At 66.2% G+C, this 12,750-nt stretch carries 13 protein-coding genes; 9 read left to right on the forward strand and 4 right to left on the reverse strand.

The features are described 5' to 3' along the window. Positions 1 to 183 precede the first annotated feature (183 nt). The 3 genes from C2L71_RS12225 to C2L71_RS11975 all read right to left on the reverse strand — a co-directional run bounded on the left by C2L71_RS12225 (position 184) and on the right by C2L71_RS11975 (position 2,970). On the reverse strand, positions 184 to 1,737 hold the full coding sequence (locus C2L71_RS12225; protein ID WP_239926187.1) for an L-cystine transporter: 1,554 nt from the start codon (positions 1,735 to 1,737) through the stop codon (positions 184 to 186). Between the two features lie 112 nt (positions 1,738 to 1,849). Continuing rightward, positions 1,850 to 2,503: a TetR/AcrR family transcriptional regulator gene (locus C2L71_RS11970; protein WP_157938907.1), complete on the reverse strand. Its 654-nt coding sequence runs from the start codon at positions 2,501 to 2,503 to the stop codon at positions 1,850 to 1,852. Next, positions 2,500 to 2,970 (reverse strand): hypothetical protein, encoded by a 471-nt coding sequence (locus tag C2L71_RS11975; protein ID WP_157938908.1) that lies wholly within the window; start codon positions 2,968 to 2,970, stop codon positions 2,500 to 2,502. Before C2L71_RS11975 ends, C2L71_RS11970 begins: the two co-directional genes overlap by 4 nt. A gap of 224 nt (positions 2,971 to 3,194) precedes the next feature. Between C2L71_RS11975 and C2L71_RS00655 the strand changes: the two genes are divergently transcribed. The 3 genes from C2L71_RS00655 (at position 3,195) to C2L71_RS00665 (ending at position 6,327) form a co-directional block, all read left to right on the forward strand. Further along, positions 3,195 to 3,590, forward strand: coding sequence for a hypothetical protein (locus C2L71_RS00655; protein ID WP_129588450.1), 396 nt, complete (start codon positions 3,195 to 3,197; stop codon positions 3,588 to 3,590). Further along, positions 3,587 to 4,654, forward strand: a complete 1,068-nt coding sequence (locus C2L71_RS00660; protein WP_103263858.1) for a type II TA system antitoxin MqsA family protein — start codon at positions 3,587 to 3,589, stop codon at positions 4,652 to 4,654. The genes C2L71_RS00655 and C2L71_RS00660 overlap by 4 nt, the downstream gene beginning before the upstream one ends. Positions 4,655 to 4,956: 302 nt before the next feature. Beyond that, positions 4,957 to 6,327 (forward strand): MATE family efflux transporter, encoded by a 1,371-nt coding sequence (locus C2L71_RS00665; RefSeq protein ID WP_103263859.1) that lies wholly within the window; start codon positions 4,957 to 4,959, stop codon positions 6,325 to 6,327. 187 nt (positions 6,328 to 6,514) lie between these two features. Here C2L71_RS00665 and C2L71_RS00670 read toward each other — a convergent pair whose 3' ends face one another. Continuing rightward, positions 6,515 to 7,027 carry a nitroreductase family protein gene (locus C2L71_RS00670; RefSeq protein WP_103263860.1) on the reverse strand — a complete coding sequence of 171 codons (513 nt, stop codon included), beginning with the start codon at positions 7,025 to 7,027 and terminating at the stop codon, positions 6,515 to 6,517. A 147-nt stretch (positions 7,028 to 7,174) separates the two neighbouring features. Between C2L71_RS00670 and C2L71_RS00675 the strand changes: the two genes are divergently transcribed. The 6 genes from C2L71_RS00675 (at position 7,175) to C2L71_RS00700 (ending at position 12,677) form a co-directional block, all read left to right on the forward strand. Next, positions 7,175 to 7,537 carry a winged helix-turn-helix transcriptional regulator gene (locus tag C2L71_RS00675; protein ID WP_103263861.1) on the forward strand — a complete coding sequence of 121 codons (363 nt, stop codon included), beginning with the start codon at positions 7,175 to 7,177 and terminating at the stop codon, positions 7,535 to 7,537. Positions 7,538 to 7,610: 73 nt separating this feature from the next. Continuing rightward, the gene (locus tag C2L71_RS00680) at positions 7,611 to 8,972 is read left to right on the forward strand and encodes an ATP-binding protein (protein ID WP_103263862.1); all 1,362 of its coding nucleotides are present in this window, start codon (positions 7,611 to 7,613) and stop codon (positions 8,970 to 8,972) included. A 37-nt stretch (positions 8,973 to 9,009) separates the two neighbouring features. Beyond that, positions 9,010 to 9,741: a response regulator transcription factor gene (locus C2L71_RS00685; protein WP_103263863.1), complete on the forward strand. Its 732-nt coding sequence runs from the start codon at positions 9,010 to 9,012 to the stop codon at positions 9,739 to 9,741. A gap of 118 nt (positions 9,742 to 9,859) precedes the next feature. Beyond that, entirely contained in the window at positions 9,860 to 10,840 is a 981-nt protein-coding gene (locus C2L71_RS00690; protein ID WP_103263864.1) for an ATP-binding cassette domain-containing protein, read from the forward strand. Further along, positions 10,833 to 11,744, forward strand: coding sequence for an ABC transporter permease subunit (locus tag C2L71_RS00695; RefSeq protein WP_129588451.1), 912 nt, complete (start codon positions 10,833 to 10,835; stop codon positions 11,742 to 11,744). Before C2L71_RS00690 ends, C2L71_RS00695 begins: the two co-directional genes overlap by 8 nt. 18 nt (positions 11,745 to 11,762) lie before the next feature. After that, a complete protein-coding gene (locus C2L71_RS00700; protein ID WP_103263866.1) occupies positions 11,763 to 12,677 on the forward strand; it encodes a sensor histidine kinase in 915 nt (304 codons plus the stop codon). Positions 12,678 to 12,750: the final 73 nt, after the last annotated feature.

The following is a 12,750-nucleotide window of genomic DNA, read 5'->3' on the forward strand; positions in this document are numbered from 1 at the left end:
GTCTCGTTCGGTTGAATGTGGCAGAAAATGTGACCTAGGGCAGAGATTCGGGCGATTTGGAAGAGACCGTTGGTTCCTTCGCCGCCATAGTCCCAGTTCCGATTTTTCGACGGCGATTTTCACGTACCCTACCTCGATATTTTTGCCAAATTCTGCAGTCTGGCGGAAAGCAGGGGCAATCACTTAGAGTCCCGTATGCCCCTCGCCGCTCACGCGTGCCTCGGGATCGCGCAGCATGGCGCGGTCGAGGCCGCCCACCGCGTTCGACGCGGTGACGCCTGCCACCATGGAGTCGCTCACGTTGAGCGCGGTGCGTCCCATGTCGATGAGCGGTTCCACCGAGGCTAGAAGGCCCACGATCTCGATGGGCAGCCCCATGGTGCCCAGAACGATAAGCGAGGCGAACGTCGCGCCGCCGCCCACGCCCGCCACGCCCAGCGAGCTGATCACCACCACGGCCACGAGCCCTGCGACGAACGTGGGAGAGAACACGTCGATGCCCACCGTGGGCGCGATGATGGTGGCCAGCATGGCAGGGTAGATGCCCGCGCACCCGTTCTGCCCGATGGACATGCCGAAGCTGGCGGCGAAGTTGGCCGTGGCCTCGTCCACGCCAAGGGCGCGCGTCTGCGTCTCGATGTTCAGCGGCACGGCGCCCGCGCTCGAGCGCGCCACGAACGCGAAGCTGAGCACGGGGAACGCCTTGCGCGCGTAGGAGAGAGGGCTCACGCGGTTCGCCAGCAGGATGAGGCAGTGCACCAGGAACATGAACGCGAGCGCCCCGTAGGACACGGCCACGAACTTGCCCAGGTCGAGGATGGCCGCATAGTCGCTCGTGGCCATGACGTGCGCGATGAGCGCCAGCACGCCGTAGGGCGTGAGCGCGAGCACCATGGACACGATGCGCATGACGATGCCGTACAGGCTGTCGATGAGCTGCCGGAAGAACGCGGCCTGGGTGCGCGCGGAGGTGGCGGCGCTAGCGGGAGCGGCGGGGACGTCGTGGGTGGTGGGGACGCTGGCACCACTGGCGGCGGCCTCGCTGCTCACGGACGCGGCCCTTTCGCCGCCCTCGCCGCCCGTGGCCGCGCCCTCGCCCGTGTCCTCCCCGCGGGCGCGCAGCTTCAGGTACGCTATGCCCACGATGGCGGCGAAGATGACGACGGCGATGGTGGACGTGGGGCGGCTTCCGGCCAAGTCGGCGAACACGTTCACGGGGATGAACGACAGGATCATCTGCGGCAGCGACAGATTCGCCACCTGCTGCTGGTCGGCTTGCAGCGCCTGCATGCCCGCGTCCGCCCCCGCGTCGGTGAAGCTGGCGCCCGCCAGACCGGAGAGCGCCACTGCTGCCCACCCGGTGAGCGCGGCCACGGCCACGGTGCCCAGCAGCACGGCCAGCACCACGGCGCTGATGCGCCCCAGGTTCTCCGAGATTTTCGTGCGGGTGAACGCGCCCACGATGGCCACGAACACCAGCGGTATCACCAGCATCTTCAGCAGCGCGATGTAGCCCTGGCCCACGACGGACATCCAGTCGAGTGCCACGGCGGCGGCCTCGCCCTCGCGGCCCAGCGCCAGCTGGATGCCCACGCCCAGCGCGATGCCCAGCCCCAGCGCCGCGAACACGCGCGGCGTGAAGCCGATACCGCGTCGCTTCATCAACCAAAGCGCCCCCAGCAGGGCGGCGAACACGGCCAGGACGGCGAGGACGGGAAGTAGGGTTTCGAGCGGCATGGGCGATCAGCTTTCTGGACGGCAGCGCCCTCCAGTATGCCGTGCACGCGAAGCCGTCCTGCCCTCCGCCGGCAACCGTCTCGCCTCCGTTGCCGAACCGATTGCTCGCCGCCTATTCGGGTCCTTCTGCGCTTGCGGCACATGCGTGGCGCTCGCCGAAGCGGATCACGTGCTGTCGTGCGAGGTCGACCAGGCGCTCGCGGGCGGCCTCGTCGCCCGCGCCGTCGGCAGCTTGAATGAGCATCATGAGCGGCGCGAAGAACTCCAGCGCTAGCATTTTCGGGTCGTCGCGCAGGAACGCGCCCGATTCCACCATGGATGCGAACAGCGTCTCCTGCCATGCGAGCGGCGCCTCGATGAAGTAGCGGCGGTACAGTGCGCCCAGCTCGGGCGTGCGGTACTGCTCGACGGTGAGCATCTGCCGGAACAACGTGGCGAACTCGTCCTCGGTCCAGTAGCGAAACATCCCTTCGCCGAGGTCCGCCATCCGTGCGAACGGGGTAACCGCGTAGTCGCGCACCTGCTCGTCGACGCTGCCCTCCGGGAGCCCGATGGCGACGGCTGTCAGCTCGTAACGCTCGTCCATGCGCCTGATGAGTGCGTCCAATATGGCCTGTTTGCAGGCGAAGTGCTTGTAGACCGACGCCGGCTGGATGCCAACGGCGGCTGCGATCTCGCGCATCCCGGTCGATTCGAACCCGGCGCGGGCGAAGAGGCGTAGCGACGCCTGCAGGATGTCCTCCTTGGTGTTGCGGCGGGGCGTCATGCGATGTCCTCCCCGGTGCGGAGCGCGTGCCAGCTCGCGGCTGTCTGTAGCACGCCGAGCGCCAGGTAGAATGCGGAGATCCCGTTCGGCATGAAGACGAGCTCGAACGCGGTCCAGGCGATGAGCAGGACGCCCGCCGCGATGCCCCACCTGTAGGATGCTGCCCGCCTCCTGCGGAAGCGCAACGTGAGCGCGACGATGTTCGGCGCGCCGTTCACCAGCGCGAGCGCCACTCCCGGCCAGAACCACGTGGCGATGAGCGGCTCGGGCAAGGGCAGGACGCCTAGGAGCTCGATGGGCATGACGTCGTTCCAGCTGACGGGCATGGCGACGAGCCCGCTCAGCGCCATGAACCCTCCGCACACGACGGAGCATATCCCGTCGAACCAGTTCATGAACAGCGCGAACCCGCGCGAGACCCTTGCGAGGGGATGCGGCCTTCGATCCTGCCGAGCCGTCGTCGTCATGGTGCTCTCTTTCTCTCGTAAAGCTAACGAACGTTAGCCAATGGAAGCAGTTTAGCAAACGATCGTTAGCTTTACAAGCTCGGCGAAACAGTTGTTAGCTTGGAAGTACCTCGTCTTCTGTGCTTGGTTGACGGGGGTCGGATTTTGGAAAAGCAGGTAGGAAAATGTCTGTCAATAACGCACTCAAAGTGTTATCATTTGATAACACTTTGAGGAGGCTGATCGTGCATAGGGTAGCATCTCGTGCAGAGGTAGCCCGTTACCTTATGCTCATGAAAACATATGCGGGCAACTGGCTCGAAGTGGCGCATCGCTCCCAGGGGCCTGACAAGAACTACGACTTTCTTCGTCGTTACGGCTTGCTTATCGAAGACGTGCGGGACATTTTGACCAGCCTCGTTGCCGACGATTATTCTGATGGCCCCTGTTGCGACGACAGGCAGCTTGGCCGTTCGGACGTGTGGAAGTTCGGCAAAACGGTTGAGCTGGAAGGCGAGGAGTTGGAGTTGTACATTAAGACCTCGTTTGGTTATCGTGCCGACGGCATGGGCTGCGTCTGCGTGTCAATGCATCCTTGCGAGCACCCGCTTTCCTATCCTCTAAAGGAGGGTCGATCATGAACGAGATTCTCGAAACCTATTGCTCCACCTGCGCGCGCGAGGTTTCGGCGTGCGGGGAGACGAGGGTCGAGCATCTGAAAGTTCGCGATGCCTGGGTCGATGTCGACCAGGTGGTGCTCACCTGCCCCGAGTGCGGAGGGCGCATCGGGGACGAGCAGGTCGAAAGCGCCAATCTGCGCCGCGCGTACGAGGCGTACCGGGAGGGTCAGGGCCTTCTTTCCGCTTCCCAGATTCGAGATGCCTACGAGTCTTACGGCCTTTCGCAGGCTTCTTTCGGGAAGCTGCTCGGGCTCGGCGGCGCGACCCTGAGCAGGTACGAGAACGGAGGCGTGCAAACCAGGCAGATCGACCAGGCGATTCGCGCCGCATCCGACCCTCATGCGATGCTCGACCTTCTGGTCGAGAAGGGAGCCGAGATACCTGCGGCGCAGCGCGGACGCGCCGAGCAACGGGCGCGGGAGAAGCTCGCTCGAGGTCGGGAGTCTCGCTTCGAGTATGCCGTCGTGCGAGGCGATTTCTCCCTCGTGCTCAACCCGGCAGATGCGTCGGAGCTCACCGGCTTTCGCGCTTTCGATGTGGATCGCGCTCGCGAGATGGCGGTGTTCTTCGCATCTCGTTGCAAGCACTTCTTCAAGCTGCGGTTCTTCAAGACGATGTTCTATGCCGACTTCACGGCGTTCGCGGAAACTTCCCGTTCCATGAGCGGCTTGCGGTATGCCCATGCTCCGAACGGTCCCATCGTCCATGGGCATGAGGCGCTTTTGGCTGCGCTCGTGGACGGGGAGTCGCTCGAAGTCGAGGAGCATGAGATCGGGGAAACCTCTGCCGAGAAGATCGTCGCCTTGCGCGAAGCCGACCTGGGCGGGTTCTCGGAGAGGGAGAGGATCGTTCTGCAGAAGACCGCTGACTTCGTCAACTCCTTTCAAAAAAGCAGCGAGCTGAGCGAGCGATCCCATGGCGAACCCGGTTGGCGCGGAACCGAGAACGGGCAGCTGATCAGCTACGAGTACGCCTTCGATCTAACCACGGCCGACTGCATCAACGGGGAGTGCTCGCGCGGTTGACGCGCCGGGTGCGGCGCGGTATGCTGGCCGGCGTTGCAACCATCTCGTTGGGGGAACCAATGATACTTTGCAGGGCTGCCGCTCTGTGCGTGATCGCCGATGAAGCATCGCACGGAGCAGGGACGGACATAGTCATCGGCATCGGGAGGCGCGCCGCCTAAGGGCATGCCTTGTCGTCGATGCCGGGATGCCGGGAACCTTGAGCGCCGCGGATGGCTTCGTCCGCGGCGCTTTTTCATGCGCGGACCCGGGGCGGTTCGCGCGGCTTCCGTTTCCGCATCCCGATCCTCAGAGGTGAACCTATGGCTTCTTCTGCATCGACTATTTCCTTCTCCGAGGGGCCGCTGTTCCGGCAGCTGCTTTCCTTCGCGTTGCCGCTCATGGCGGTGAACGTCTTGCAGTACGTGTACCAGGCCGTCGACATGGCGGTGGTCGGCCAGGTGGTGGGCGACGTGGGGCTCGTGTCCATGAGCAACGCGGTGAACGCCGTCTTTTTGGTGAACGCGTTCGTCATCGGCCTTTCGGCCGGCGGCGGCGTGGTGGTGGCGCGCGCGGTGGGCGCGGGCGACGTGGGCGCGCAGCGACGGGCCTACGCGGCCACGCTCCTGGTGGCGCTGCTGGCGTCCGTCGGCATCGCTGTGGCGGGCACGCTGCTCGCGCGGCTGGCGTTCACGGCGAACGCGGTGCCCGCGGCGGCGCTCGACGGAGCCGTGGCCTACACGACCGTGCTCTGCTGCGGCGCGGTCGGGCCGTTCCTCATGAACGCCGCAGCCGCGTTCCTCAAGGCGCAGGGCGACGCATGGACGCCGCTTCTGCTGGTGGGTGCGGCGACGTTCGTGAACGTGGCGCTCGACCTGGTGCTCGTGGGCCCGGCCGGCCTGGGCGTGCCGGGCGCGGCGGTGGCCACCGTGGCGGCGCAGGGGCTCTCGGCGCTGCTCGCGCTCGCGCTGGTGCGGCGGCGCTTTGCGGCGGGGCGCGTGCTTGGGAGCAACGTTCTCGCGGGCGGCTTCGCTGCCGACGTGCGCGCGGTGCTTTCGGTCGGCGTGCCCTCCGCCGTGCAGATGGCGGTGGTGAACCTGTCGTACGCGCTGGTCACCGGCATGCTCAACCGCTATGGCGTGGACGTTGCCGCAGCGGCGGGCGTGGGGCTGCAAATAAGCACCATCGCGGGGCTGCCCTGCTGGGCCATCGGCCAGGCAATCACCACGGCGGCCGCGCAGTGCGCCGGCGCCGGCGAGCTCGCGCGCGCCCGCGACGTCGCGCGGCTGGGAGCGCGCTTCAATATCGGCGTCACGCTGGGCATCCAGGTGCTCATCCAGCTGCTCGCGCCGGCTATCGTGGGGCTCTACGGCCTCACGCAGGGCGCGCCATTCGACATCGCCGTGCTCTACCTGCGCATCACGTGCAGCGTGAACGGCCTGTTCTACGCGGCCATGTACAGCTTCGACTCGTTCGCTCTCGGGGCCGGCTCGCCGCGGCTCGTGCTGGCGAACTCGCTCATCGACGCGTTCGCCGTGCGTTTCGGCCTGGCGTTTTTGCTCTCGGGCGCGCTTGACTTCGGCTACGTGGGCATTTTCGTGGCGCAGGCGGCCTCGCCCGTGATCCCCGCAATCATCGGCGGCGTCTACCTGCGCCGCTGGTCGCGCTCGCGCGGTGTGCTGCGGGAAAGATAGGGGGATGTGGCAAAACGGAACGCATATGCACCCGAAACGGCCTTTCTGAAAGCCTGCGAGGCCGGCCCACCGAAAGAAACGCCTGATGGCGCTATCCAGTGCGTTCGATAACGAGTGCATATGACCGCCAAATTGCCAATCCAACCAGGAATTCGCGCACGTGCAGGGCACGGGGATGGCGCGCAGCCTACGCCTTCGTCACCAGCTCTTGCACGGGGATGCGCTCGACCGCGTGACGTTCGGGGCTCTTCCATTCGTCGGCGGCGTGGCCCACGGCCAGTATGTTCACCGGCACGAGTGAGGCGGGCAGGTTGAACGCCTCGCGCACGCCGACGGGGTCGAACGCGCAGATCCACACGCTGCCGAGGCCCAGGTCTGTGGCCGCGATCATCATGTGGTCGCAGGTGATGGAGGCGTCGATGGCGGTGGAGACCATGCCGTCGACGGGGCGCTTCCAAGCGCGCTCGGCATCTGCGCACACGATGAACGCGAGCGGCGCGCCGTAAAGGTTCGCGTACCTTCCGAGATTCGCGAGTCCTTCCGCGCTTTCCACCTGGATGAGGCGCACGGGCTGGCGATTCGCGGCGCTCGGCGCGACGTGGGCTGCCTCCACGATAGCGGCGATCTTCTCCGACTCAACAGGCTTGGTTTCGTAGGAGCGGATCGAGCAGCGCTTCTTGGCGAGGTCGGTGAACGACATGGGATGCTCCTTCTCTCGTGCGGGTTCGTTTCTCCTTTCATGATAGAAGCCGCTACCGGACAAGCAAGTAGGCACTATTTTGGAATATACTACCGAAAAGGAAAGCAAGGGTTTGCCGCCGAAGGCCCGCCGCAAAGGAGCGCTGCCATGAAAACCTGCCCAGATGCCTACCATTGCCCGGTCGAAGCGACCATCGACATCGTGGGAGGCAAGCATAAGGTGCTCATCCTGTGGCACCTGAGCAAGCACGGCGTGCTGCGCTTCGGCGAGCTGCAGCGGCTCATGCCCCAGGCCACGCCAAAGATGCTCACCCAGCAGCTTCGCGAGTTGGAAGCCGACGGCATGCTCCACCGCGAGCTGTACCATCAGGTGCCGCCCAAGACGGAGTACTCGCTCACCGAGCGCGGCCGCAGCTTCACTCCGGTGCTGAACGCCATGTGCGTCTGGGGCGGGAGCGTGCTTAAGGAGATGAGCGCGGAAGCGGGGAGAAAAGTTGTCCGTAAAGATTGATCGGTGCGCGTCTCCCGGCTTTCGTGTCGCGAAAGCGTTGTAAAGTTTTGCGCATCGTGCAAGGAGTAGAGCCATGCTGAAGCGAAAGGCGTACGACCGGCTTCTCGAATGGAAGAAAAACCGCAATGGAAAGACTGCGCTGCTTATCGAGGGGGCTCGCCGTGTGGGCAAAAGCACGCTCGTGGAGGAGTTTGGGCGCAACGAGTACGCTTCCTGCCTTATCGTGGATTTCTTCCAAGCGCCCGCCGAGGTGAAGCAATACTTCGAAGACTACCGCACCGATTTCGACACGCTGTTTCTCTACCTGTCCACCTACTACGGAGTCGACCTCCATGAACGGGATACGCTCATCGTCTTCGATGAGGTTCAGATGTTCCCGACTGCTCGTGGCCTGCTCAAGTACTTGGTGGCCGACGGCCGTTACGACTATATCGAAACCGGATCACTCCTGCCCATCAAGCAGAACGTGGACGGCATTGTGGTTCCGTCGGAGGAGGAATCCTTCGAGCTCAATCCGCTGGATTTCGAGGAATTCTTTTGGGGGATGGGCGAGGAGAAGCTGGCGACCCTCATCCGCAGGCAGTTCGACGGACTGAAGCCCTTGCCCAACGGGCTGCACCGTCGCGCTATGGGTCTTTTGAGGGAGTATATCCTGGTGGGCGGCATGCCCGGTCCCGTGAGCATCTACGTGGCGCAGCGCAAGTTCGAGCCAGTCGATACGGCGAAGCGCCAGATCCTCAGCCTGTATCGCAACGACGTCGCGCGGTTTGCCCGCGGCTACGAATTCAAGGTGGTTTCGGTGCTGGACGGCATTCCCGGCCAGCTGTCGAAGCATGAGAAGAAGTTCACCTTGAGCTCCATCAGCAAGAATGCACGCATGAGAAGCTACGAGGAGGCCTTCTTTTGGTTGGCCGACGCCCGTATCGCCAACATCTGCTTCGCCTGCTCGGATCCGGGCGTGGGCCTCTCGCTCAACATGACGCAGTCTTCTTTGAAGTGCTACCTGGCCGACACGGGACTGCTCGTCTCGCTTGCTTTCGCCGACAACGCGCATACGGATGAAAGCGTGTACCGCGCCGTGCTTCGCGGCGAGATAGGGTTGAACGAGGGAATGCTCACGGAGAACGTCGTGGCCCAGATGCTCCACGCGAACGGGCATAGCCTGTTCTTCTATTCGCAGTCAGGAAAGAGGGAGGGCGAAGAGCGGATGGAGGTCGACTTCCTCATCGTGCGCCCGTACGCCGATGCCGCCATGAAGCCTCGCGTCTGTCCTGTGGAGGTGAAGTCGCCTCGACAATACGGCACGAAATCGCTCGATCGATTCAAGGAGAAGTTCGGCAAGTGCGTCGGGACCCAGTACGTTTTGCATCCCAAGCAACTCAAAGTCGACGGCGATCGTGCATACTTGCCGTTGTACATGGGATTCTGCCTGTGAAAACCGGGGCGCGAAAGCGAATGAAGGGGAGGCGAGCGTGAGAGACTCGACGACCGGGGTTGCCGTGCTCCTCGTGGAGGACGACGCCCACATCAGCGGCATCGTGGCCGACCACCTGGGGCATGCGGGGTACGCGTGCACGCAGGCGTTCTCGGGAACGGAGGCGCGGCTCGTGCTGGAGGCGGCGGACGCGCGCGGCGAGCGGTTCGACGTGGTGGTGTGCGACCTCATGCTGCCCGGCCTTCCCGGCGAGGACATCGTGCTCCTCGTCCGCGCCGCCGACGCCCATACGCCCATCGTCGTGACCTCGGCGCGCACGAGCGCCACCGACAAGGTGGACCTCCTCAAGCTGGGCGCCGACGACTACCTGGCCAAGCCCTTCGACCTGGACGAGCTGCTCGCGCGCATCGAGGTGCAGCTGCGCCACCGCGGCCGCGTCCCCGCGTCGCAGCCGGGCGGCGACGTGCTGCGCGTGGGCGCATGGACCGTCGACCGCGCCGCGCGCACGCTCGCGGTGGACGGCGCGGACGTGCCCCTCACGCGCACCGAGTTCAACATCGTGGAGCTTCTGGCGCTGCATCCGAAGAAGGTGTACACGAAGCAGGAGCTGTTCGAGCTGGCCTGGGGCGAACCCTACGCCGCCGAGGACAGCACGGTGAGCGTGCACGTGTCCAACATCCGCGCCAAGCTCAAGCCCACCGGCACCGACGGCTACCTCCGCACCGTGTGGGGCCTCGGGTTCAAGCTGGCGGTCGACGAGGGCGCATGACCTGCGCGGAAAGGAGCGTCCCGCATCTTCAAGCTTTCTTAAAGGTTGGTTCATCCTTCCTGAAACCCTGTTCCGTAAGCTGGAAGCATGTTGAGAAGGCGAAGGGAAAGGGGCGTTCATGAACGTCGTTGAGACGCGGGGGCTGACGAAGTCCTACCGCGGCAAGCGCGCGGTCGACCGGCTCGACCTGCATGTGGCGCAGGGGGACATCTACGGGTTCGTCGGGAAGAACGGGGCGGGGAAGTCCACCGTCATGAAGATGGTGTGCGGGCTGGCAGCGCCCACCGAGGGCGAGATCGAGCTGTTCGGCGGGCGCGCCGGCGCCGACGCTCGCGGCGAAGCCGCGCGGCCTGCGGGAACGTCGCGCGTGGGCGCGCTCATCGAGGCGCCGGGCATCGTTCCCAACTTGACGGCCTACGAGAACCTCATGGCGAAGGCCCTGGCCTTGGGCGTGGTCGACGCGTCGGCGCGCTGCCGCGAGGCGCTTGCGCTCGTGGGCCTCGAGGGCGTGGGCAGGAAGAAGGCGAAGGGCTTCTCGCTCGGCATGAAGCAGCGGCTGGGCCTGGCGCTCGCGCTCGTGGGCTCGCCCGACCTGCTGCTGCTCGACGAGCCGTTCAACGGCCTGGACCCCGAGGGCACGCGCGCCATGCGAAACCTCGTCGTGCGGCTGAACCAGACGCTCGGCGTGACCGTGGTCATCAGCTCGCACGTGCTGGACCAGCTCGACCGCGTGGCTACGCGCTTCGGCATCATCGCCGAAGGCCGCATGGTGCGCGAGATGACCGCCGAGCAGATGCAGGCCGAGTGCGGCGACAGCCTGCGCGTGCGCACGGCCGACCCGGCCCGCGCGCTCGCGTTGATGGAGGAGGCGTTTCCCCAGGCAACGCTGCGCGCACTGCCCGATGGGTCCCTCTCCGTCGCGGGCGACTACGACGCGACGGCCGTGTCGCGCTTTCTCCACGACGCCGACCAGACGGTGCTGGAGATGAGCCCGGTGCGCCGGGATATCGAGGACTACTTCGTGGAGCTCATGGAAGGCGGCGCGCAGGGGGCTGCGCGCGCCGCGTCGGGCGAGGAAGGCGGTGCGCGCCATGTTTAACCTGTTGAAATCCGATGTCTACCGGCTCGTGCACGGCAAGATGCTGTGGGTGGGCCTGGCCTTCCTCGCGCTCGTCGTGGTGGGGGCAGCCGGGCTCGTCTGGTTCGCCACCACGCCCGAGTTCGCCCAGATGGTGAGCGAGCAGGCGCAGGAGGAGGCGCGCCAGAGCGGCGCGACCGTCACGCTCACCACGCCCAACGGCGCCGACCTCGACGCCGAGGAGGTGCAGGCGCTCAATGAGAAGGTCATCGGCAGCCGCACCTACTCCTACGGCAACACGTTCATGGTGGGATTCCTCGGGCTGATCCTCGCGGTGCTGGCGGCGCTGCTGGCCTCGTCCGACTTCGACACGGGATTCGCGAAGAACGTGCTCGCGGGGCGCGGCGACCGTCGGGCGTACTTCGCGGAGAAGCTCGTGCTGATCGCGGTCTTGTGCGGGGTTTTCCTGTTGGCGGGCATGCTCCTGTCGGATGCGGTGTACGCGGTCCTCGGGTTCTCCTACGAGCGCACGGAGACGGTGGGCGAGTATGGGAGCTGGGCGGTGCTGTCGTGGCTCGTCCTGACGGCGTACGCGTTCCTCGGCGCGCTCATCGCGTGGGCGACGCGCAGCAAGACGGTCGGCGTCGTGTTCGCGGCGCTCGTGCCCACGGGCTTCCTCGAATCGATGGTGCTGGGGGCGGCCGCGGTGCTCGCGCCGGCCATGCCGCTGGTGGGCGACGCAGTGCAATGGCTGCCGTTGTCCGTGCAGCAGCGGCTGGCGGCGGGAGGCACGGGCCTGTTCGAGGCGGGCGCGTCCGCCGTGGCCGGGCTTCCCGCGGCGGCGCAGGCGCTTATCGTGTTCGGAGCGATCGCAGCCGTGTGCGCGGCGCTGTCGCTCACGGCGTGCCGGCGCAGGGACGTGTAGGGCAAGGAGGGCGTTCGGATGGCGTATGTGCTGGTGGGGCTTGCGTGCTTGGCCGTCGGGGCGGGCGCGACGGCGCTCCTCTTCCGCCGGGAGCTGCGCCGCATGGCGCGCTTCCTGCGCGGGCGCGACGCGCGCAGCAACGCGCGCATGACGGTGGAGGCGCCCGGGCGGGCGTTCGCCGAGCTGGCCGAGGCGGTGAACGCCCAGTTGGACGCCGCGCAGCGGGAGCGGCTCGAGGGGCAGCGCCGCCAGCAGGAGTTCCAGCGCGACCTGTCCAGCCTCTCGCACGACATCCGCACGCCGCTCATGGGCGCGAAGGGGTACCTGCGCCTCGCGCAGGACGAGGGCGACGACGCCGGGCGCGCCCGCCGGCTGGCCGCCGCCGAGGCGCGGCTCGACGACATGGGAGCGCTCCTCGACCAGCTGTTCGCCTACGCGCAGGCGAACGACCCCGACCTCGCGCTCGACCTGCGTCCCGTGGCCGTGCTGCCGGCGCTGGCCGATGTGCTGGTGGGGCAGTTCCCCGCGTTCGAGCGGCGCGGATGGGAGCCGCGCGTGGACTTCGAGGACGAGGGGCTTTCCGTGGATGCCGATGCTGAGGCCCTCGCGCGCATCTTCGAGAACCTCGTGGGCAACGCGCTGCGCCATGGTTCGGGGCCGCTTGCGGTGGAGCAGCGCGGAGCCTGCGTGGCGTTCGCGAACGAGGTGCCCGACCCTGCCGCCTTCGATCCCGAGCGCCTGTTCGAGCGCTTCTACCGGGCCGACGCCGCCCGCAGCGAGGTTGGGAGCGGCCTCGGCCTGGCCGTGTCCGCCAGCCTCGCCGCAGCCATGGGCATGCGCCTGTCTGCGCGCCTGGACGGAAACGTGCTGGTCGTGGAGCTTGCGTTGGCTGACGCCGCGATCGCAGCCCCTTCGAACTCCTTCGCCGTATGAGGACTTCGGCATCTGGCGGCAACCGTCGTTGTGCGCCGTAGACCGGGAGAAGCGGGCGCGGTGCGGACGCCTG

It is taken from the genome of Enteroscipio rubneri (assembly GCF_002899715.1).
Lineage (GTDB): Bacteria > Actinomycetota > Coriobacteriia > Coriobacteriales > Eggerthellaceae > Enteroscipio > Enteroscipio rubneri.